Here is a 20,299-nt window from a genome sequence, read left to right on the forward strand (position 1 = left end):
GACGAGCAATGGTCAGCGTTGGATGCGTCGGTGCCGGCGTCATCGCCCTCGCCATCGTCATGGCGATTGCTGAGGGCTACATCTCAGACGCGGAGCACACGACCGGCAACCTCGCACCTGCTGCTCTGACCGGCCTGCTCGGCGCATGCCCCATGCTCCTCGGCTTCGGAAGCACCCTCCTCCGAAAAGAGTGACCAAGGGTCTACAGCTCTGCTCACTCGGCCCCGCTACCGGACACGGAGCGATCGGTGAGGTTGACGCCGATCGTAAAGGCAAGGAGCCCGATCACGAGGTACACCGGTAGCGCATCTCCGGCCGGGCTGTCGAGGTTGCCCGACGAGCCGAACCACGCAAGGACCCCGAACCACACCAGAACGGGAACGATGGCGAGAAGAGTGCCGAGCTTCCTGCCGACCCGCCCCACCAACGTCCCCCAGAGGAGAAGAGCTACGCCCACCGCGACAAAAAGCATGATGTCCACCTCTAGCAGTTCCTCACCCACGGCCACCACACACCCGCCGGCCCACCGACACCGACGACGTAGTGGATCGAGATGCATCGATTGCCCACCAGCTGCGACGCCCCGATCGCGGCGACTGTCGTACAGGAGACCTGGAGGAGCTTTGCGAACGGCACAGGAGACTTGCTCAACACTCCGGCACACGCTGCGTAGCCGCCGATCGCTGTGCGACTCTCAGCTTTGTTCAGGTGGACCTGAATGTACGGTCCGAAGAACTGCACCGTCGGATCCGCGACGACGGGGAAGCTCGCTCCAGTGGTGTCGACGATCTGCATGAGGGTTGAACCTGAGATCTCATAGTGCGTAGGTAGCGACCGACCCGCTGCATCGATGGCCCAAGGAGCTTCGATACCGCCCAAGAAGCCATCAGCATCCGAAACCGACACCGATCCGTCGTCGAGGAGCAGCAGCTGAGTGCCACTCTCGAAGGTCCACTCCTGAGACTTCGCCGGCGGAGCAGACAGGATTGCGGAGAATCTCGTGGCCCCTTCCTCAGGGAAGCTGACTGCGTAGGTGACGGAGTCGCCTTCGGCGATGGCGTATTGGTCCGCTACGGATATCTCTGCCCGCTCAGAGCCACCCAAAGTGACTTCCGAGTCGATTCCATTCAGAATGACCGATGCTTCAGCGCCATCCGCCTGCAGCATCGGCAACTCGACGTCCGACGGCGTCGGAGTTCCTACCGCAGCCGTCTCAGCGTCCTCGAGAACATCCGCCACGTCGCTCGACTCACCCGGGACGGCCGCCTGCGCAGTCGCCGGAAGAAGAGCGAGAAGAAGACTGAGTCCAGCCGCGAGGAGAATGCCACTGGATCGGATTTGCTGTGTCATGCGACACATGAAAGCATACATATGAGGTCACAACCGATATTCTCGACTTAGGGCATCCGACGAGTGCAGCATCGAGAACCGCGACCGTCGCGCCGCACAACAATCCAGCGAGAGACTCAGCTCGCCGCGATCCCCCGCAGCAACCGCACCACCGTCTCCTCCACGCGCTCCGCACTCAACGGCTGCCCGATCAGGGCGGAGTACGAGGCGATCGCGATGAACTCGTCCGCGACCGCGGCGGCATCCACGTCGGCCCGCACGTCGCCGTCCGCGCGCCCGCGAGAGACCCGCTCCGAGACCCATTCCCGGATCGGCGCCGCCAGCCGCTCGTTCAAGACGAGACCCAGCTCCGGGTCGGCCGCCGTCACCTCGATGAGCGCCCGCGCCAGCGAGACGCCCTCGGGCCGGGCGAGCCCCGCGGACACCGCTGTGAACCATGCGCGCAGGTCCGCGCCGAGGTCATCCGTCATCGGTACGACGACATCCGAACCAGGGACCGCCCCTTCGAGCAGCGCCTCGCCGAGGATCGCGGCCTTCGACGGCCACCAGCGGTAGATGGTCTGCTTCGACACCTCCGCCTCAGCCGCGAGACCCTCGATCGTCACGGCCTCGTACCCGTCTGCGGCGAGCGCGCGACGCATCGCCTCCAGCACGGACTGGCGGGCCTTTTCACTGCGAGGACGAGGCACCTTTCGAGCGTACAGAGGCGTACACTGGAATATAAGTAGACGCACCGTTGCGAAACCCGAGCAAGGAGAAAGAGCATGGCCCTCACCGCACACTCCACCATCGGCGACTGGATGAACGACCCCACCGGCGGCCCGCTCATCCGGGGCCTCTTCGAGCAGACGGGTGCCGACCCCGAACTCCTCACCCCCGTGCTCGGACTCCCCCTGCAGCAGCTCGTCGCCATGAGCCAGGGCCAGCTCCCGCAGTCGGTCGTCGACGACCTCGTGCGCGCCGCGAACAACGGCGAGATCCCCGAGGACGACGCCTCCGAGGGCTGGACCGAGAAGGTCACGGCGGGCCGCTTCGCCGGCAAGACCGTCATCGTCACGGGCGCCGCGTCCGGCATCGGCAAGGCCACCGCTTCCCGCATCGCCCGGGAAGGCGGTCGCGTGATCGCCAGCGACATCGCCGCCGAGAAGCTCGACGCCCTCAAGGCCGAGCTGCCGGACGCCGACATCGTCACGGTCGCGGGCGACCTCACCAAGCAGGACGCGATCGACGCCGTCCTCGCCGCGGCGGGCGACCGCATCCACGGGCTCGCGAACGTCGCCGGTATCAACGACGACTTCTCCCCTGCGGGCGAGACCCCGGATGCCGTGTGGGACCGCGTCATCGCGATCAACCTCACCGCGCCGTTCAAGCTCATGCGCGCGGTCATCCCCGTCATGGAGAAGGCCGGTCGCGGCGCGATCCTCAACGTGTCGAGCGAGGCGGGTCTGCGCGGCAACGCCTCGGGCAACGCCTACACGGCCAGCAAGCACGGCATCATCGGGGTCACCAAGTCCGCCGCTTTCATGTACGGGCCGAAGGGCATCCGCGTGAACTCCGTCGCCCCCGGCGGCGTCGCCACCGGCATCCCGATGCCGCCGAACATGTCCGAGTACGGCTCCGGCCGCCTCGCCCCGTTCCAGCAGGCCATCCCGACCGTCGCGACCGCCGAGCACCTGGCCGCGTCGATCACCTTCCTGCTCTCGGATGACGCCGTGAACATCAACGGCGCCATCCTCGCCTCCGACGGAGGCTGGTCCGTGCAGTAACGAGACTCCATGGAACCGACGCCCCCGCCGACCCGAACGGCGGGGGCGTTCTCCGCCCGGGGTCAGCGCCTCTGCGTGAGGACCGTGGTGGCGAGGGCGGTGGCGATGATGCCGAGCGCGCCCACGCCGAGGAGCACGAGACCCGCGGGCCAGACCTCTCGCGTGAAGACGTCATAGCTGTCGTCGTACTCGACGATGTGCTCGACCGTCCCGACTCCCGTGAGACTGATGCCGACGATCAGGGCCACGACCGACACACCCCACGCGGCGATCCATCCGAAGCTGTTCACGGCCAGCCGTCGCCGCTCCGCGAGGTCGACCTCATCGGTCTCGGGCGCGGTCCCCGACCGCGCGTCGTCATCGGTCTCGGGCGTCACCTCGGATGTGGTCTCCATGGCCGCACCATACCGGACGGGACCGGTTCCGGCAGGACGCCGGTCACACCACTCCGACGAGCTCCTCGCGCACCCACGCTTGAAGGGTCGTCGGCGTCGTCGAGAGGACGGACCGCGGCTGCTCCGCCACGAAGCCGTCGCGGAGCCCGGTCGACATCCCGAGCACGGCCACGGCCATCGCCTCCGGCATCCCGGCGGCGCGGAGCCCCTGGCGCATCTCCTCGTCGTCGATGCGCTGCACGGTCACCTCTCGCCCGAGCTCGCGCGTCAGGATCGCGGCGACCTCAGCCCAGCTCAGGTCCGCGGGTCCATGCACGGCCTGCACCCGCCGCCCCCTCCACTCCCCGTTCAGCAGCGTGAGGGCGGCGACCTCCGCGATGTCGCGCGGCGCCACCCACGGCATCCGTAAGTCCAGCGGCAGCACGGTGGCGAGCGTCCCTGCCCGCAGTGACTCGACGTCGAGCAGCAGGTTGGTGAAGAAGTAGCCGCAGCGCAGATGCGTCACGTCGATGTCGAGGGCGTCGAGCGCGACCTCCGTGCCGGCCAGGCCGTCGATCTCGCCGACGCCGTGCCGCTTCTCCGCCCCGACGCTGCTCTGGAACACCACCCGCCGGACGCCGTTCGCCCGGACGGCCTGCACCAGGGCCTCGGTCGCACGCGCGTAGTCGGCGAGCGGGTCGTCGGAGAACGCCGACGGATCCACCCAGTACAGGGCATCGACGTCTCGTGTCGCGGCGACGATCGCCTCGGGATCCTGCGAGTCGGCCTGCGCGATGTCGACGTACGGGCGCAGGTCGGCGGCGATGCGATCGGGGTCCCTGGTGAGCAGTAGGGGACGGACACCGGCGCGGATCAGCATCCGGGTGAGGTGGTGCCCGACGTGGCCGTTCGGGGTGGTGACAGCGATGCGCATGAGGGTCCTCTCGGTCGGTGTCGCTCCACGCTACGGACGGATACGGCCTGATTCCGGCCGCATCTCGCGCGATGATGGAGCCGTGGACGCCCCCTCGCACCGCACCCTCCATCTGCTGTCCCTCCTGCAGACCGGCGGCGAGTGGAGCGTGCCCGACCTCGCCGCCCGCCTCGCGGTGAGCCCGCGGACGGTCCGCCGTGATGCGCAGCGCCTGCGCGACCTCGGCTACGACGTGCTCTCCCGCCCCGGTCCCGGCGCGGCCTACCGCCTGCGACCGGGGACGCGCATTCCGCCGTTGCTCCTGGACGCCGACGACGTCACCACGATCATCACCGGGTTGCTCGTCCTCGAAGCGTGGAGCCCGGAGGACCCGGCCGCCGCCGTCGCCCGCGGGAAGATCGAACAGGTCCTCCCGCCTGGCCTCCGGCGACGGGCCGCGGCGACGGCGCTGTCCACGCAGATCCTGCGGGCCGAGCCGGCGCCCGCGGAGTGGGCTGCGGTCGGGACGCTCGCGGACGCGGTCGCTCAGGGTGCTCGGGTCGCTTTCACCTATACCGACCAGCACGATCGCGCTTCAGAGCGGGTGATCGCGCCGCATCGCCATATCTTCCGCGGAGGGCGGTGGTATGTGGTCGGCTTCGACATCGACCGCGACGACTGGCGGCTGTTCCGGCTCGACCGGATGCGGGAGGTGCGGGCACTGCCGGGGGTGTTCGCGCCCCGGGAGTTCCCGTTCGCATCGGTCGAGGAGTGGCTCACGAGCGACTTCGGCCGTTCCGAAAGCTGATCGCACGCGGCGGCGCAAGCCCCTCCGCGGACGCCTTCCCTCGCCGTACCCTCGCCGCATGTTGAAGATCGTGTCGATCGTGATCCGCGTGGACGACCTCCCGGCCCAGACCGCGTTCTGGAAGGCCGCCCTCGACTACGTCGAACGAGACCCCGCGGAGGACGACTGGGTCGTGCTCAGACCCCGCGACGCCGACGCACCCTGCATCGCCCTCGACGCACACCACTCGGAGCGTGTGCTTCCGCCGCGCATCCACCTCGACATCTATGCGGAGGATCAGTCCGCGGAGGTGGAGCGCCTCGCCGGACTCGGAGCACGGGAGGTGCACTGGGACGGCCGCCCCGATGACGCGGACTACATCATCATGGAAGACCCCGAGGGGAACCGCTTCTGCGTCGTCGACCGTCCCGACTGGCGTGGGTGGAGCACCGCGTGAGTCCGGGGTGTTCGTGCGGCCCGTTCGTGCGGTCTCCCGCGGGTGCAGAGTGCGAAAACGTTCCGAGGCGGGCGGTGTCGGGGCCGTTTCTGATCCCGTATCGGCACTGAATGGGATGCACCCGGTGGGGAGTGCGAAACCGTTCCGGTCGAGGCGAGATCAGGATGAGGGATGTTTCTGCGCTCGCACCGGGGTCCCGGACGGGAACCCGTGCAGAGAAGGGCGGAAACGTGCCCGAGCCGGCGACGGGAGGAACGGTTCTGCGCCTGCACCGGGGCTTCAGCGACGACGCATGAGGCCGTCGAGGTCGCTGGAGGCGAAGGGTCAGAGAGTATCCGGCGCGGTGGTGCGCTCGGCGGCAAGCGCGCGGCGATGCGCAGTCAGCGCCGCCCGGACCGCCGAGTAGATGATCAGCCACAAGAGCAGCAGCGCGAGAAGCGGGACGACCAGGTAGACGAGGAGGAAGAGGACGGAGGTACCGGCGAACATCGCTCCAGCGTAGGGGCGGTCGTGCTCCAGCGACGGTAGGTAGCAGAGGATCGCCACCTCGCTGCGGTCAGAAGTGCAAGAACGCCCCGAATCCGGTGGCCGAAGGGACGTTCCTGCACTCTCACGCGAAAGGAGGGACGCGGCGTGGCTAGGGGCGCGGGAGGCGGGCGCGGGCGGCGCGGACGAGGGCGGCATTGCTCGGAGCCTCGGAGCCGTCTGGGAGGAGGAGTGTGTCCTCCAGGCCGATCCGCGTGTCGAGGCCGAACTCCGCGGCCAGGTCGAGGGCGGGCCAGGTCGACAGCTCCTCCCCGTGCAGCAGGATCGGCAGGTCGGGCTCCTCGCGAGCCACGTGCGCGATCAGACCTTCAGCGTGCGAACGGACGACGTCGGCCGCCTCCGCCGGAAGCTCCACGAGCACGCGCAGGCAGTCGCCGCGGACCGGGGAGACCCGCCACGCCTCGAGTCCCGCCGCGTCCCAGATACCCGCCTCCACGCCGATGCCCCGTCGACCCAGCGCCACGGCCACATCGTCGGCCCCGTCTTCGTGCCAGTTCACGGAAGCATAGTCGGGGAGCTCCGTCCAGCCTCCGATGGCCTCGAGCCTTCGCGACACGTCGGGCTCGGCCCAGGCCCCGGTCGTCACGCCCACGGGCACTCCCGGCGCCGCGGCGCGGACGGCCCCGAGCCACCGCTGCACATCCTCGGGCGCGAGGGAGTCGCGGCCGGCGGCGTCCTTCGCGTGCACGTGGATCTCCGCAGCCCCGGCATCGACGGCCGCCGCGGCGTCTTGAGCGACCACCGTCTCGTCGGCGCTCAGCCACGGGTGCTCCGCGACGTCTCTGGCGCCGTTCACACAGGCCTGCAGGATCATCCGCGCCTCACCACATGAGGTCGCGCGGGTGCGCTTCGTTCGGGGCCACGTCCTCCGACGGCCCCTCCTCCGTGCGGACGAAGTGCTGCACCTGGCGCGCGGTCGCCGCCCCGCGGCCGACCTTCACCGCCTCCTCCATCGACTCGAAGCTGCTGCCCAGCGTGTGCGACTCGCCCTGGATCCGGTTGAACCAGATGCCGTTGCGCGAGAACGTCTCGATGTCTCCTGCGGCCATGCCCTGCCTTTCGTCTCCTCCTTTCTACGTGAGGCGACCGACAGCGAAGAGGCCCTTGACATGTCGTGTCGCGCGCCCGCGCCGACCCACCCCCTTCCGCGCATCCCGGCCCCCTGCGGACGGTCGCAAGGGGCCGGGTCGACCGCAAGAGGCTGGGTCGACCACGCTCGTTGACCCACCCCGTTCGGTGCGTTCCGGCCCCTTGCGGACGACCGCAAGGGGCCGAGTCGACCGCAAGGGGGTGGGCCGGGTCGAGTGTCCGACGGGATCAGGCGACGTCGAGGACCCAGGTCACGCCGAAGCGGTCGGTGAGCATGCCGAAGCCGGCCGACCACGCGGAGGCGGCGAGGGGCTCGACCACCGTCGCGCCGTCGGCGAGGGCATCCCACACGGGCTGAAGCTCCGCGAGGGACTCCGCCCGCAGCGACTGGAAGAAGGAGCGGTCGGTGATCGTCATCCCGTTCTCGCGGCGGGTGGCTCCCGAGGGCGCAGCGGTGTCGTCCGCACCCGGGATGTCGTACGCCATCAGCCGCACGGGTCCGTCGAGCTGCCCGAACACGACCTTGTCGAACCCGGGAACCCCCTCCGGCATCCCGAACTGCCCGTAGGTCGCCGCGGTCACCTCGCCGCCGAAGACCGACCCGTAGAAGTCGAGCGCCTCCCGAGCCGTGCCGCGGAAGTTGAGGTGGGTGGTGGTCGTGAGAGTCATGGTGTCCTCCGTGTCCCGGCCCGCCGATCGGGCCGTGTGACCCCACCTTCACAGCAGTAGAGGTCTGTTTCTGTCCGCTTCTCCACACAGAATGGAGCCATGACCGGAAGCTCCTCGCGCATGCTCGCATTGCTGTCCCTGCTGCAGGCGACACGGGACTGGCCGGGCGGGGAACTCGCCGACCGTCTCGGCGTCACACCCAGGACGGTGCGCCGCGACGTCGATCGACTGCGCGCGCTCGGCTACCGCATCGGATCCAGCAAGGGCCCGTACGGCGGCTACCGCCTCGAAGCGGGATCGGATATGCCGCCGCTGCTGTTCGACGACGATCAGGCCGTGGCGATCGCCGTGGCCCTGCAGAGTGCGAGCGCGACCGGGGTCGAAGTCACCGAGGCCGCACATCGTGCACTCGCGACCGTGCGCCAGGTGATGCCCTCACGCCTGCGCCACCGGATCGACGGCATCCGCTTCACCGGCGCACCGGCCGAGATCCGCGTGGACCCGGCCGTGCTGGAGGCGGCGAGCGCGGCCGTGCGCGACCGACAGGTGCTCCGATTCGACTACGGCTCCGCACGGGACCGCCCGCCCCGGCGCACGGAGCCCCATGCCGTCGTGGCGCGGGAAGGCCGCTGGTACCTGCTGGCCTGGGACCTCGACGCGGCCGACTGGCGCACGTACCGCCTCGATCGACTGCGGCCCCGCACGCCGACCGGACCCTCCTTCACGCCGCGGCCTCTCCCCGCCGCGGACGCGCAGACACTCCTCGCCGCGCGCGCCAAGGGCTCGACGACCGAGGATCGCTGGCCGTGCACGGGCGAGGTGGACCTCGACCTGCCCGCGCGGGAGGTGATGCCGTGGGTCGGCGACGGCGAGGTGGTGCCCCTGTCGGACGGCTCGTGCCGCCTTATGGTCGGCTCCTGGTCGTGGACGGGTGTGCTCGCCGCGGTGGCCCGGTTCGACGCACCGTTCACGGTGGTCGGGCCCGAGGCGCTGCGCGAGGCGGCGGGGATGCTGGCGCAGCGGTTCGCGGCAGCGCACTCCTCCTCCTGACGCTGCCCTGTGGGGGAGTTATCCAAGAACTAGTAGTTCTACTACTTTGGATCTACCCTGAGGAGATGGGCACCGTGTCGAAGACCGAACTGAATCAGCAGACCGCGCGGGTGCTGGCGCGCGTCACCGCCGGAGAGCACCTGACGGTGACAGACCGCGGGCGCCCGATCGCCGAGTTGTCGCCGCCCGCCGAGACGGCCTGGACGCGCATGATCGCCAACGGGCGGGTGACGCTGCCCCGCGCGAACGGTCCGCTCCGCCACGCCCCCGTGCCGGACTCGCTGTCCGTGACGGAGATCCTCGGCGAGCTTCGGGCCGACCGGTCGTGATCTACCTCGACACCTCAGCGGCCGCGAAGGCACTCATCGAGGAAGAGGGGTCGGAAGCGGTCGTCCGCGCCTTCGCGGACGGCAGCGAGTTCGTCTCCTCGCGCCTCCTCGCCGTGGAGCTGCACGCGATCGCCGACCGCCGTTCCCTCGACCGCGCAGCCGTCGTCGATCTCCTCGACCGCGTCGCGCTCGTCTCCGTCGACGACGAAACGCTGACCGCGGCCATCCAGGCAGGCTCAGGGCTCCGCACTCTGGATGCTCTCCACCTCGCCGCCGCGCTCGAACTCGGCGACGTGGTCACTGCGCTCCTCACCTTCGACCGTGAGCTGGCGGCCGCAGCACGCGCACAGGGCCTGAGCCTCGCCGAGCTGCCATGACGCCGCCGCCTTCCCACCCCGACGCCGTGCGACTGCGCGCACGAGAGAACGGCCCCGACCGCGCCGGTAGACTGAACACGCCCCGCCGGCCCCTTCCTTTGGAGTGCGCGTGACCACCGCCCCTGCACCTTCCCCCCAGCACGTCCCCGACTCCGTCGAGAACGCGATCGCGACGCCCGAGAAGGAGCAGCCGTACGGCGCCCTCGGGCTCAAGGACGACGAGTACGCGCGCATCAAGGAGATCCTCGGCCGCCGCCCCACCTCGGGCGAGCTGGCGATGTACTCGGTGATGTGGTCGGAGCACTGCTCCTACAAGTCGAGCAAGAACTACCTGCGCCGCTTCGGCCAGAAGGTCTCCGACGAGATGAAGGAACGCCTGATGGTCGGCATGGGCCAGAACGCGGGCGTCGTCGACGTCGGCGAGGGCTGGGCCGTCACCTTCAAGGCCGAGTCGCACAACCACCCGTCGTTCATCGAGCCCTTCCAGGGCGCGGCGACCGGTGTCGGCGGCATCGTCCGCGACATCATCTCGATGGGCGCCCGCCCCGTCGCGGTCATGGACGCCCTGCGCTTCGGCGCGATCGACCACCCGGACACCGCCCGCGTCGTGCACGGCGTGACCAGCGGCATCAGCTTCTACGGCAACTGCCTGGGCCTTCCGAACATCGGCGGCGAGACCGTCTTCGACAGCGTCTACCAGGCCAACCCGCTCGTGAACGCGCTCGCGGTGGGCGTGCTGCGCCACGAAGACCTCAAGCTCGCGAACGCCACCGGCGTCGGCAACAAGGTCGTCCTGTTCGGTGCCCGCACCGGCGGCGACGGCATCGGCGGCGCGAGCATCCTGGCCTCCGACACGTTCGCCGACGGCGGCCCCACGAAGCGCCCCGCGGTGCAGGTGGGAGACCCGTTCGCCGAGAAGGTGCTCATCGAGTGCTGCCTGGAGCTGTACCGCGGCGAGCTCGTCGAGGCGATCCAGGACCTCGGCGCCGCCGGCATCTCGTGCGCGACGAGCGAGCTCGCGGCCAACGGCAACAGCGGTATGAAGGTCTCCCTCGACAACGTGCTGCTGCGCGACCCCACGCTCACGGCCGAGGAGATCCTCATGTCGGAGTCGCAGGAGCGCATGATGGCGATCGTCGCCCCCGAGAAGCTCGACGCCTTCCTGGCCGTCGTGAACAAGTGGGAGGTCGAGACCTCCGTGCTCGGCGAGGTCACCGGCGACGGACGCCTCATCATCGACTGGCAGGGCGAGCGCATCGTCGACGTCGACCCCTCGACCGTCGCGGTCGACGGCCCCGTCTACGACCGTCCCGTCGCCTACCCGACGTGGATCGACGCCCTGCAGGCGGACGCCGCCGAGAACCTGCCGCGGGCAAACGACCCGGAGACGCTCCGCGAACAGTTCCTCGCCCTCGTCGCCTCCCCGAACCTCGCGGACACGAGCTGGATCACGAACCAGTACGACTACTATGTGCTCGGCAACACGGCCCTGAGCTTCCCCGACGACGCCGGCATGATCCGCGTGGACGAGGAATCCGGCCTGGGCTTCGCGGTCTCGACGGACGCCAATGGCCGCTACTGCCAGCTCGACCCCTATGCGGGCGCGCAGCTCGCGCTCGCCGAGGCCTACCGGAACGTCGCCGTCACCGGCGCCGTGCCGACGGCCATCACCGACTGCCTGAACTTCGGCTCCCCCGAGAACCCCGAGGTCATGTGGCAGTTCGGGCAGACCGTCGACGGCCTCGCGGACGGCTGCTACGAGCTGGGCACCCCGGTCACGGGCGGTAACGTCTCGTTCTACAACCAGACCGGTGACGTGCCGATCCACCCGACCCCGCTCGTCGGCGTGCTGGGCATCATCGACGACGTCTCCCGCCGCATCCCGTCCGGCTGGCAGGACGAGGGGCAGAACATCTACCTGCTCGGCACGACTTCGACCGAGCTGTCCGGCTCCGCGTGGGCCGACGTCGTGCACCAGCACCTCGGCGGCCGCCCGCCGAAGGTCGACCTCGCGGGCGAGAAGCGCCTGGCCGGACTACTCGCCGCGGCCCGTGACGAGTGGCTCATCTCCTCGGCGCACGACCTCTCGGAGGGTGGTCTCGCCCAGGCCCTGGCCGAGGGTGTCATGCGCTTCGGCGTCGGTGCCCGCGTCTGGCTGAACGAAATCATCGAACGCGATGGCGTGGACGCCGCGACCGCCCTGTTCTCCGAGTCGACCGGCCGCGTGCTCGTGACCGTCCCCCGCGAGGACGACGTGAAGTTCCGAGGTCTCTGCGAGGGCCGCGGCTACCCGGTCGCCCGCATCGGCGTCACGGACAGCGAGCCACAGCTCGAGGTGCAGGACGTCTTCACCGTCTCGGCCGCCGAGCTCCGCGAGCGCTCGCAGGCCACGCTGCCGTCGTACTTCGGTCCGACCGTCACGGAGCCGGTGGCCTGATGAGCGGCGACCGCCTCAGCGAGGACTACGGCGACCTCGGCGAGAAGCGCAACCGGCGCATCCGCATCATCGCGTGGACCGTCATCGTGGCACTGATCCTCGGTGGCGGCGGCGCGACCGTGCTCACCATCCTCCTCGGCTGACCTGGCGTTACGTCGCAGATTCGCACCCGGGTCGCAGGGATTCCAGGAACCCATGCGACCTCGTGCGGATCCGCGACCTCAGCGGGCGAAGAGGTAGCGGGTCAGGGCGACGACGGAACCCGGATCGTGGGCCTCGCGGCCGAGGGACTCCACGATGATGGCCCCCAGGATCGCGCGACCGAGCTGCTCGACCGGGGCGTCCTCCGGCAGCTGGCCGTCGCGGATGCCCCCGCGGAGGCGCTCCGACAGGTACTTCTCCACCCCGAGGCTCTCCCCGAGGTGCGCGCCGACCGAGGCGTCCTCGGTCGCCGCGGCCACGAGCGACCGCAGCAGCACCCCGCCCTGGGGTTTCTCGAGGATGGAGAGCACGCTCCGCAGCCAGGTCTCCACGTCGGCGGAGAGGTCTCCGGTGTCGGGCACGACGAAGTCCACGGGGATGAGTCGCCCCTCGGCCAGGCACTCCCCGATGAGCGCACCCCGCGACGGCCACCAGCGGTAGATGGTCTGCTTGCCGACCTTGGCCTCCTTGGCGATGCCCTCGATCGTGAGCCGGTCGTACCCCTGATTGTGAAAGAGCCGGGCCGTCGCGTCGAGGATCGCCTCGCGGGCCGCGGTGCTGCGCACGGGGCCGCTGCGATGCTCGTTCACCATGCGTTCAGGATAGCCACAGATCCCTAGACGAGACGTGCCGTATGCTCTTTTCGTCTGAAGGAGATCACGTGGCTTCACTGCTGTTCCGTCTGGGTTCTTTCGCTGCGCGCAAAGCATGGACGGTGATCGTCTCCTGGGTGCTCATCCTCGGGCTCGGCGTCGGCGCCTTCCTCACGTTCGGCGGCACGCTGAGCAACAGCTTCGACATCCCGGGCACCGCGTCCGGCGAGGTCACCGATCAGCTCGCCGACAAGCTGCCGGACACCGCCGGCGGCACCGGGACGGTCGTCTACCGGACGGACGACGGCGAGCCGTTCACCGACGAGCAGAAGCAGGCGATCTCCGACCTCGCCGCGAGCGCGGAGGACCTCGACGGCGTCGCCTCCGTCGTCGACCCGTTCGACGCCCAGCGGCAGCAGGACGAGCAGGCGAAGGAGTTGACAGACGGACAGGCCCAGCTCGACGACGGCCGCGCGCAGCTCGACGCCGGCCAGGCCCAGCTCGACGACGGCCGCGCCCAGCTCGAGACCGGGATCACCCAGCTCGAAGGAGCGCGGGCTCAGGCCAACGCCGCCGGTGCACCGCCCGAGCAGACTGCCGCGCTCGACGCGCAGCTCGCGGAGCTGAACGCCCAGCTCGCGCAGCTCGAGGCCCAGCAGGCCACCATCGACGCGAACCGCGACGAGCTCGCCGACAGTGCGGAGCAGCTGGAGCTCGGAACGACCCTTCTCAACCTCTCGGAGGGCATCGGCGTCGTCTCGGAGGACGGCTCCACGGCGATCGTCAACGTCTCCTTCGTCGACCCGCGCCTGGAACTCGCCGAAGAGACCAAGCAGAGCACCATCGCCCACTTCCAGGACGAGGAGATCGACGGCGTCACGGTCGACTTCGGCACCGACATCGCCCAGGGCGTGCCGGAGATCTTCGGCGTCGGCGAAGCCATCGGTCTCGCGTTCGCCGCGGTCGTGCTCATCGTCATGCTCGGCTCGCTGATCGGTGCGGCCCTTCCGATCGTCACGGCCGTGGTCGGCGTCGGCGTGGGCGTCACGGCGTCGCTCGCGTTCTCCGGCGTCGTCGACATGGCCTCGGTCACTCCCGTCCTCGGCGTGATGCTGGGGCTGGCGGTCGGCATCGACTACTCCCTCTTCATCGTGAACCGGCACCGCAAGCAGCTGCTGGCCGGGTCGCCCGTGCGCGAGTCCATCGGTCTGGCCACCGGCACCTCCGGGACCGCGGTGGTGTTCGCGGGGACCACGGTCATCGTCGCGCTCCTCGCGCTCAACGTGACGGGCGTGCCGTTCCTCGGCCTCATGGGCACGGTAGGCGCGGTCTGCGTCGCGGTCGCCGTGCTCGTGGCCGTGACCCTCGCCCCGGCGATCCTCGGCCTCGTCGGCACCCGCCTGCTCGGCCGCAAGGCGCGGGCGACCATCGGCCAGGAGCACGCGGCCGGAAAGCCCGTGCGCCGGATGTCGACGCTGCGCGCGGTCGTCACCGCCCTCGTCAGCGTCATCGCGCTGCTCGTGATCGCGATCCCCGCGATGTCGATGCGCCTCGGCCTCCCGGACGGGTCGAGCGAACCCGCCGACTCCACCAGCTACCGCGCGTTCCAGACCGTCGACGAGCAGTTCGGCGAGGGTGCGAACGGGCCGCTCCTGGTGACCGCGACCCTCGACGACGCCGTGAGCGACGACGACCTGCTGGCCACCCAGGTGACCGTGGCCGAGAAGATCGCGGAGCAGGACGACGTGGTCGCGGTCGCTCCCATCGCGACGTCGGACGACAACACGCTCCTCGCCTTCCAGGTGCTTCCTGCCGAGGGCCCGAACAGCGCCTCCACCGAGAAACTGGTGCAGGATCTGCGAGGTCTCCCCGAGATCGACGGCGGCATCACCCTCGGCGTCGCCGGGCAGGCTGCCACGAACATCGACATCTCCGAGGCCCTGGCGAGCGTGCTGCCGCTGTACCTCGTGGTCGTCGTGGGACTGTCGCTGCTCATCATGATCGTCGTGTTCCGCTCACTGCTCGTGCCGCTCATCGCCACGGGAGGGTTCGTGCTGTCGCTGTTCGCGACGTACGGGCTCATCGTCGCGGTGTTCCAGTGGGGGTGGGGCGCCGACCTCATCGGGTTGCACAGCACCGGTCCGATCCTGAGCTTCCTGCCGGTGATCCTCGTCGGCATCCTGTTCGGACTGGCCATGGACTACCAGCTCTTCCTCGCCTCGGGGATGCGGGAGGCCTATGTGCACGGCGCCTCCGCGCGCGATGCCGTGGCCCAGGGCTTCCGAGCCGGGCGCTCGGTGGTCATCGCGGCCGCGCTCATCATGGTGTCGGTGTTCGGCGGGTTCGTGTTCTCGGAGTCGACCATCATCCGGTCCATCGGGTTCGGCCTCGCGTTCGGCGTGCTGCTCGACGCGTTTGTCGTGCGGATGCTGCTGATGCCCGCGCTCATGCACCTGCTCGGACGCTCGGCCTGGTGGCTGCCGAAGTGGCTCGACCGCATCATCCCGAACGTCGACATGGAGGGCGCGGCGCTGGAGCGGGACCACCCCAGCGTGCACACCGACTCCGTGCCCACCGTAGAGGCTCCGCGCACCCGCGGCTGAATCGCGGTCACGCGCGGGTTCAGGCGTTCGCGCGGGTTCAGGCACCTGCTGCTGGTGTCGCCTGATGCCGCGCGGATGCCTGACCCTGCGCGCGCCGTCGCGGGCGCAGGCGTTCAGGAGAGGACAGGCAGGCGCGAGAGTTCAGGCGCCTGCTGCCCGTGTCGCCTGATTCCGCGCGGGCGCCTGAATCCGCGCGGACGGCTGGACCCGCGACGACGCGAGCGTCGCCGGGCCTAGAGTGGGCGGATGGATCTGCGAGCGCTGTTGGAAGAGCGTCGCGCCGAGGCCGCGGCTCGCGTCACGGCGACGGCGGCCACCCTCGCGGAGCTCATGCACGATCGCGAGGGCTCGAACGACGACGACGAGCACGACCCGGAAGGGGTGACGCTCTCGTCGGAGTGGTCCCGGCTGTCGGGGCTCGCCGAGGCGGCGCAGGCGGAGCTCCGCCAGGTGGACGAGGCGCTGATGCGGATGGACGCCGGGACCTACGGCATCTGCGCGCACTGCGGCAAGCCCATCCCGCCGGAGCGCCTGGAGGTACGGCCGTTCGCGGAATACTGCGTGGCCTGCGCCGAGAAGCTCGGTCGCTGACGCCGGAGTAGCATCGCGGGCATGGCCATCGCCCTCGAGAACATCGGGATCGCCGTGCGCGACCTCGACGCCACCATCGCCTTCTTCACCGACCTGGGGCTGTCCGTGGTCGGACGGGACGAGGTCAGCGGCGAGTGGGCGTCCACCGCGGTCGGACTCGACGGGAACCACGCGCGGATCGCCGTGCTGCAGACCCCGGACGGGCGCGGGCAGATCGAGCTCTTCGAGTACATCCATCCGGACGCGATCGAGACGGAGCCGACGAGGCCGAACGAGATCGGCATGCACCGGATCGCCTTCTCCGTCGACGACATCGACGCCTCCCTCGCCATCGCCGCGCGGCACGGGTTCCATCCCCTGCGCGGCGTCGCGAACTACCGGGACATCTACCGACTGACCTACCTCCGCGGCCCCAGCGGGATCATCCTCATGCTCGCGCAAGACCTCACGAAGGCCTGAACCCGCTCGGCCGGGCACAGCTTCGGAGACCGCAGGCGACACGCCGTTGAACGGAACCTGTCGACGGCGTGTCGGCCCGGATATCCGAAGCTGTGCCCGGGTCAGCGGGAGGCGAGGACCTCGGCGATCTGGTCGAGCACGGCGATCGGAGCGCGCATCTCGGACGCGGGAACCGGCGGCTCACCGGTCTCGAGCATCCGGGCGAAGGCACGGACGCCGGGCTGCACGTACCCGGGACCGATCGGGATCTCCCGGCTGGCGATGCCCCGTCGGCCGACGACGGTCGCCCGGAACGGCACCTGGCGATCGCCGTCCGGCCGCACGAACTCCAGCGTGACGGGCACCCCGTCGACCCGGTAGCGGGCGACGACACCCGCGGGCAGGAACTGCACCTCGACGTCCTCCGCGATGCCGCGCCGCAGAACCTGGGCGAGATCGGCGATGTGGATGCCGTAGAAGAAGATGCCGCTGTACGGGCTGTCCGGATCGGCAGGCCCTGTGACGGTGACCGCCTGGACCTCCCCGATGCGGCCGGCCTCCGCCGTGAGCTCCGCGGTGTCGGCGAGCCAGCGGAGCGTGGACGATGAGGTGACGGGCGCCTGCCCACCCTGCGCGGCGGCGAGGATCGCGTCGGCATCGGCGACCGCTGCTGCGAGGGGCTTGTCGACCCAGACCGGCACCCCGGCTTCCAGGAAGGGGACGGCGATGGCGCGATGATCGACACCGTCGCGGGCGGTCACGATGAGCGCATCCACCGTGCCGAGGAGCGCGCCCGCCTCGTCGACGACGCGTTCGATGCCGCCGAGCGCGGCCAGTTCCCGCGTGCGCTCCGGCTCCCCGGCCACGAGGGCCGTGATCCGCACGGGCACGTCCGGGGCCTCGACGTTGAGGAAGCGGACGATCTCCGCGGCGTGGCTGTTCTCGATCCCGACGATGCCGACGCTCTTCATGCGGCCGCCCTCCCTCTCGTGCGGGCCCCCGGCGACCCGCCGTCGCGCAGTAGGCTGAACCCATCATGGACGAGTTCATCCGGGGCTTCTGGAACTTCGCGGGTGACTACTGGTGGCTCATCTTCCCGATCATGGGCATGGCCGGCGGCGCCGCCAAGGCCTGGGAGCGCAGCTCCAAGCGTCGGCACGAGCGCCGGCTGGAGACGCTGCGTATGAAGGCGCAGCTGAAGACGGCCGAGATCGAGGCGCGCGCGGCCGGACGGCAGGCGAAGCGCCAGGGTCCTACCGTGGTCGACACGACCGCGTCGGTGGCGCCCGACGACCTGCTCGCCCGCCTCTTCGCCGAGCATGACGAGATCACCGCGCGCTGGCTCGACTACGAGCTCGACGTCGCCAAGTTGATCGCCTTCCCCGCGATGAGCGACGGCCGCCAGCCGCTGACGGCCGCCTTCCTCCGCGCGAAGAAGACCGCGGACGCGCTGCGTCCGGCCTCCGCCGACGCGACGCTCTCGGAGCAGCAGATCGCGGAGTACCTGCAGGCCGTCGGCGACTACGCCGTCGCGTTCGAGATCGCGGAGAAGGACGCCCGTCGGCTGCGCGACTCGACGTTCACCGAGGCCGAGCGCAAGCGCCTCGACCGTGCGCAGCAGCTCCTCAAGGTCGCCGTGGACGAGTCGGCGACGCAGTCCGAGCGGAACATCGCGTACAAGCGGGTGCGCGAGGAGCTCGACGGCCTCATCCTGCTCTCCGACGAGGCCGTGACCGTGCTCGAGAAGCAGGTCGCGAAGGAGCTTCCGTCCGCCCGTGCCGCAGCGGCAGATCATGACGGCCCCGTTCCGGAGCCGCTGCCCGTGACCGACCCGCGGCGGACGGCGGAGGGCGCATGACTCCCGAGAACGTGACCGGCCCGGTCGCCGTCCACGCGGAAGCCCCGGTCTGGTGGCCCGGGTGGGGCGGGCTGCGCTGGGTCGACGGAGACGCGGGCGACCTGCTCACCCTCCGCGGCGACGACATCGTCCGCCAGCACGTCGACGACGAGTACCTCGCGTTCTTCCGTCCGCGGACGTCCGGCGGCTTCGTGGCGGTGGGCGCGCGTACCCTGTACCTCGCCGACGGCCCCGACGCGGAGGCCCGTCCCGCCGCGACCCTCCTCGACGACGGCGCGGTGCGCATGAACGACGGCTGCTGCGACCCGCGAGGACGACTCCTGGCCGGATCGATGTCCACGGACTCCACCGAGGGTGCAGGGACCGTGCTGCGCATCGACGCCGCGCTCGACGTGACCACGGTGCTCCCCCGCGTGACCTCGTCCAACGGGGTCAGCTACTCCCCCGACGGCCGCCGCGTCTACTACGTGGACACCGACACCGGCCGGATCGACGTGTTCGACGTGGCCGAGGGCGACCTCCGCGGACGCCGGGTGTTCGCGCACATCCCCGAAGACGACGGCGTGCCCGACGGCCTCACGGTCGCCGCGGACGGCAGCGTCTGGGTCGCGCTGTGGGGCGGGAGCCGTGTGCGCGGGTTCGAGCCGTCCGGGGCCGTGCGCGAGGACATCGTGCTGCCGGTGCCCCAGGTCAGTGCCTGCACGTTCGGCGGCGACGACCTCGGCACGCTCTTCATCACGACCTCCGCGCAGGGCCTGCCGCCCGATCACGGCACTGCCGCGGGGTCGGTCTTCGCGGTGCGCCCCGGGGTGCACGGCCTCCCGGTCCTCCCCTTCGCCGGCTGACCTTCGCGCGGGTTCAGGCGCTCGCGCGACATCAGGCGCCTTTCCCCTCCACCCGCCTGAGCCGGCGCGGATGCCTGTGGCCGTGGGGTGCCCGGGAGAGGCCTCTACCCGGGACACGGTTGCACTCAGCGAAAGGAACCGTGCCCCGGGCACAGGCCTCACCCGAGCCGGACCCGCTCCGTGCGCTGGTGCTGACGGCCGAGCCGCTCGATCTCGATGGTCATCTCGTCGCCGTCCTGCAGATAGGGGAAGCGCCCGGACAGCGCGACGCCCTGCGGGGTGCCGGTGTTGATGACGTCCCCGGGTTCGAGCACGAGGTAGTGGCTGAGCTCGTGCACGAGCTGCAGCACGGGGAAGATCATGTCGGCGGTGGAGGAGTCCTGCCGCGGCTCGCCGTTCACGAAGGACCGCAGGCGCAGCGCCTGGGGGTCGACCTCGTCGGCGGGCACCAGCACGGGGCCGAGGGGGTTGAACGTCTCGGAGCACTTCCCCTTCGACCACTGTCCGCCGGAGACCTCGAGCTGATACGCGCGCTCGGACACGTCGTTCGAGATGGTGTAGCCGGCGATCACGTCGCGCGCGGCCTCGACGGAGGGCAGATACCGCGCCGTGCGGCCGATGACGACCGCGAGCTCGACCTCCCAATCCACCTTCTCGGCGCCCGGCGGCAGGAGCACGACGTCGTCCGGGCCCACGACCGTGTTCGGGTGCTTGAAGAACACCACCGGGTGCGCGGGCGGCTCGGCGCCGGACTCCGCCGCGTGCGCCGCGTAGTTCTGTCCGATGCAGATCACGGCGGTCGGCCGCGCCACAGGGGCGCCGACGCGCAGTCCCGTCGTCTCCGCTTGCGGCAGCGAGCCGTCCGCGAGCGCCGCCCGCACGCGGGCGATGCCGTCCGCGGCGAGGAAGGCGCCGTCGATGTCGCGGGTCAGGGATCCGAGATCGCGCACCACACCCTCGTCATCGCGGACGTAGGGGCGCTCGTGGCCGATCTCGCCGAGTCGCAGCAGTTCCATGGGAGTCCTC

The 20,299-nt window shown here is 70.3% G+C and carries 26 protein-coding genes; 14 read left to right on the forward strand and 12 right to left on the reverse strand.

What is annotated here, in order from left to right; genetic code table 11:
- Nucleotides 1–8 precede the first annotated feature (8 nt).
- A complete protein-coding gene (locus AB0N68_RS05065; RefSeq protein ID WP_259951805.1) occupies nucleotides 9–194 on the forward strand; it encodes a hypothetical protein in 186 nt (61 codons plus the stop codon).
- Nucleotides 195–214: 20 nt separating this feature from the next.
- On the opposite strand, the gene AB0N68_RS05070 is transcribed toward AB0N68_RS05065, so the two are convergent.
- The 3 genes from AB0N68_RS05070 to AB0N68_RS05080 form a co-directional block, all read right to left on the reverse strand.
- Entirely contained in the window at nucleotides 215–502 is a 288-nt protein-coding gene (locus tag AB0N68_RS05070) for a hypothetical protein (protein WP_363332254.1), read from the reverse strand.
- Nucleotides 484–1,350 (reverse strand): hypothetical protein, encoded by an 867-nt coding sequence (locus AB0N68_RS05075; protein ID WP_363332256.1) that lies wholly within the window; start codon nucleotides 1,348–1,350, stop codon nucleotides 484–486. Before AB0N68_RS05075 ends, AB0N68_RS05070 begins: the two co-directional genes overlap by 19 nt.
- Before the next feature lie 116 nt (nucleotides 1,351–1,466).
- Complete coding sequence (locus AB0N68_RS05080) at nucleotides 1,467–2,039, reverse strand: TetR/AcrR family transcriptional regulator (protein ID WP_268777466.1); 573 nt, start codon at nucleotides 2,037–2,039, stop codon at nucleotides 1,467–1,469.
- Between the two features lie 75 nt (nucleotides 2,040–2,114).
- Here AB0N68_RS05080 and AB0N68_RS05085 point away from each other — a divergent pair, with 75 nt between their 5' ends.
- The gene (locus AB0N68_RS05085) at nucleotides 2,115–3,116 is read left to right on the forward strand and encodes an SDR family NAD(P)-dependent oxidoreductase (RefSeq protein ID WP_292795963.1); all 1,002 of its coding nucleotides are present in this window, start codon (nucleotides 2,115–2,117) and stop codon (nucleotides 3,114–3,116) included.
- 62 nt (nucleotides 3,117–3,178) lie between these two features.
- On the opposite strand, the gene AB0N68_RS05090 is transcribed toward AB0N68_RS05085, so the two are convergent.
- Nucleotides 3,179–3,511, reverse strand: a complete 333-nt coding sequence (locus tag AB0N68_RS05090; protein WP_187662970.1) for a hypothetical protein — start codon at nucleotides 3,509–3,511, stop codon at nucleotides 3,179–3,181.
- Between the two features lie 43 nt (nucleotides 3,512–3,554).
- A complete protein-coding gene (locus AB0N68_RS05095) occupies nucleotides 3,555–4,424 on the reverse strand; it encodes an NmrA family NAD(P)-binding protein (protein ID WP_187662969.1) in 870 nt (289 codons plus the stop codon).
- 82 nt (nucleotides 4,425–4,506) lie between these two features.
- Here AB0N68_RS05095 and AB0N68_RS05100 point away from each other — a divergent pair, with 82 nt between their 5' ends.
- Together AB0N68_RS05100 and AB0N68_RS05105 are read left to right on the forward strand one after the other, a co-directional pair.
- A complete protein-coding gene (locus AB0N68_RS05100) occupies nucleotides 4,507–5,211 on the forward strand; it encodes a helix-turn-helix transcriptional regulator (protein ID WP_232089151.1) in 705 nt (234 codons plus the stop codon).
- A gap of 58 nt (nucleotides 5,212–5,269) precedes the next feature.
- Nucleotides 5,270–5,647 carry a VOC family protein gene (locus AB0N68_RS05105; protein ID WP_259951796.1) on the forward strand — a complete coding sequence of 126 codons (378 nt, stop codon included), beginning with the start codon at nucleotides 5,270–5,272 and terminating at the stop codon, nucleotides 5,645–5,647.
- 324 nt (nucleotides 5,648–5,971) lie between these two features.
- On the opposite strand, the gene AB0N68_RS05110 is transcribed toward AB0N68_RS05105, so the two are convergent.
- The 4 genes from AB0N68_RS05110 to AB0N68_RS05125 all read right to left on the reverse strand — a co-directional run bounded on the left by AB0N68_RS05110 (nucleotide 5,972) and on the right by AB0N68_RS05125 (nucleotide 7,951).
- Complete coding sequence (locus AB0N68_RS05110) at nucleotides 5,972–6,136, reverse strand: hypothetical protein (protein WP_187662967.1); 165 nt, start codon at nucleotides 6,134–6,136, stop codon at nucleotides 5,972–5,974.
- Nucleotides 6,137–6,284: 148 nt separating this feature from the next.
- On the reverse strand, nucleotides 6,285–7,007 hold the full coding sequence (locus tag AB0N68_RS05115; RefSeq protein WP_280566525.1) for a 3-keto-5-aminohexanoate cleavage protein: 723 nt from the start codon (nucleotides 7,005–7,007) through the stop codon (nucleotides 6,285–6,287).
- Between the two features lie 7 nt (nucleotides 7,008–7,014).
- The gene (locus AB0N68_RS05120; RefSeq protein ID WP_187662965.1) at nucleotides 7,015–7,242 is read right to left on the reverse strand and encodes a hypothetical protein; all 228 of its coding nucleotides are present in this window, start codon (nucleotides 7,240–7,242) and stop codon (nucleotides 7,015–7,017) included.
- A gap of 268 nt (nucleotides 7,243–7,510) precedes the next feature.
- Nucleotides 7,511–7,951 carry a VOC family protein gene (locus tag AB0N68_RS05125; RefSeq protein WP_292795972.1) on the reverse strand — a complete coding sequence of 147 codons (441 nt, stop codon included), beginning with the start codon at nucleotides 7,949–7,951 and terminating at the stop codon, nucleotides 7,511–7,513.
- 99 nt (nucleotides 7,952–8,050) lie between these two features.
- On the opposite strand from AB0N68_RS05125, the gene AB0N68_RS05130 reads away from it, so the two are divergent.
- From AB0N68_RS05130 to AB0N68_RS05150, 5 genes are all read left to right on the forward strand, one after another.
- Nucleotides 8,051–9,001 carry a helix-turn-helix transcriptional regulator gene (locus AB0N68_RS05130; RefSeq protein ID WP_292795975.1) on the forward strand — a complete coding sequence of 317 codons (951 nt, stop codon included), beginning with the start codon at nucleotides 8,051–8,053 and terminating at the stop codon, nucleotides 8,999–9,001.
- A 65-nt stretch (nucleotides 9,002–9,066) separates the two neighbouring features.
- Entirely contained in the window at nucleotides 9,067–9,330 is a 264-nt protein-coding gene (locus tag AB0N68_RS05135) for a type II toxin-antitoxin system Phd/YefM family antitoxin (protein ID WP_259951792.1), read from the forward strand.
- Nucleotides 9,327–9,707 (forward strand): PIN domain-containing protein, encoded by a 381-nt coding sequence (locus tag AB0N68_RS05140; protein ID WP_280569560.1) that lies wholly within the window; start codon nucleotides 9,327–9,329, stop codon nucleotides 9,705–9,707. The genes AB0N68_RS05135 and AB0N68_RS05140 overlap by 4 nt, the downstream gene beginning before the upstream one ends.
- A gap of 109 nt (nucleotides 9,708–9,816) precedes the next feature.
- Nucleotides 9,817–12,144 carry a phosphoribosylformylglycinamidine synthase subunit PurL gene (gene purL, locus AB0N68_RS05145; protein ID WP_187662961.1) on the forward strand — a complete coding sequence of 776 codons (2,328 nt, stop codon included), beginning with the start codon at nucleotides 9,817–9,819 and terminating at the stop codon, nucleotides 12,142–12,144.
- The gene (locus AB0N68_RS05150) at nucleotides 12,144–12,287 is read left to right on the forward strand and encodes a hypothetical protein (protein WP_363332262.1); all 144 of its coding nucleotides are present in this window, start codon (nucleotides 12,144–12,146) and stop codon (nucleotides 12,285–12,287) included. The genes purL and AB0N68_RS05150 overlap by 1 nt, the downstream gene beginning before the upstream one ends.
- 78 nt (nucleotides 12,288–12,365) lie before the next feature.
- Here AB0N68_RS05150 and AB0N68_RS05155 read toward each other — a convergent pair whose 3' ends face one another.
- Nucleotides 12,366–12,938: a TetR/AcrR family transcriptional regulator gene (locus AB0N68_RS05155; RefSeq protein ID WP_025104106.1), complete on the reverse strand. Its 573-nt coding sequence runs from the start codon at nucleotides 12,936–12,938 to the stop codon at nucleotides 12,366–12,368.
- 68 nt (nucleotides 12,939–13,006) lie between these two features.
- On the opposite strand from AB0N68_RS05155, the gene AB0N68_RS05160 reads away from it, so the two are divergent.
- The 3 genes from AB0N68_RS05160 (at nucleotide 13,007) to AB0N68_RS05170 (ending at nucleotide 16,591) form a co-directional block, all read left to right on the forward strand.
- Complete coding sequence (locus AB0N68_RS05160; RefSeq protein WP_292795982.1) at nucleotides 13,007–15,541, forward strand: MMPL family transporter; 2,535 nt, start codon at nucleotides 13,007–13,009, stop codon at nucleotides 15,539–15,541.
- A 246-nt stretch (nucleotides 15,542–15,787) separates the two neighbouring features.
- Nucleotides 15,788–16,132, forward strand: a complete 345-nt coding sequence (locus AB0N68_RS05165; RefSeq protein WP_259951788.1) for a TraR/DksA family transcriptional regulator — start codon at nucleotides 15,788–15,790, stop codon at nucleotides 16,130–16,132.
- 21 nt (nucleotides 16,133–16,153) lie between these two features.
- Nucleotides 16,154–16,591, forward strand: coding sequence for a VOC family protein (locus tag AB0N68_RS05170; protein ID WP_268777478.1), 438 nt, complete (start codon nucleotides 16,154–16,156; stop codon nucleotides 16,589–16,591).
- 101 nt (nucleotides 16,592–16,692) lie between these two features.
- On the opposite strand, the gene AB0N68_RS05175 is transcribed toward AB0N68_RS05170, so the two are convergent.
- Nucleotides 16,693–17,541, reverse strand: coding sequence for a Gfo/Idh/MocA family oxidoreductase (locus tag AB0N68_RS05175; protein ID WP_292795987.1), 849 nt, complete (start codon nucleotides 17,539–17,541; stop codon nucleotides 16,693–16,695).
- A 65-nt stretch (nucleotides 17,542–17,606) separates the two neighbouring features.
- On the opposite strand from AB0N68_RS05175, the gene AB0N68_RS05180 reads away from it, so the two are divergent.
- Nucleotides 17,607–18,428 (forward strand): hypothetical protein, encoded by an 822-nt coding sequence (locus tag AB0N68_RS05180; protein ID WP_187662951.1) that lies wholly within the window; start codon nucleotides 17,607–17,609, stop codon nucleotides 18,426–18,428.
- A complete protein-coding gene (locus tag AB0N68_RS05185) occupies nucleotides 18,425–19,273 on the forward strand; it encodes an SMP-30/gluconolactonase/LRE family protein (protein WP_292795990.1) in 849 nt (282 codons plus the stop codon). The genes AB0N68_RS05180 and AB0N68_RS05185 overlap by 4 nt, the downstream gene beginning before the upstream one ends.
- 158 nt (nucleotides 19,274–19,431) lie before the next feature.
- On the opposite strand, the gene AB0N68_RS05190 is transcribed toward AB0N68_RS05185, so the two are convergent.
- Nucleotides 19,432–20,289, reverse strand: coding sequence for a fumarylacetoacetate hydrolase family protein (locus AB0N68_RS05190; RefSeq protein ID WP_292795993.1), 858 nt, complete (start codon nucleotides 20,287–20,289; stop codon nucleotides 19,432–19,434).
- Nucleotides 20,290–20,299 lie beyond the last annotated feature (10 nt).

Source organism: Microbacterium meiriae (assembly GCF_040685015.1).
Taxonomy (GTDB): Bacteria; Actinomycetota; Actinomycetes; order Actinomycetales; family Microbacteriaceae; genus Microbacterium; species Microbacterium meiriae.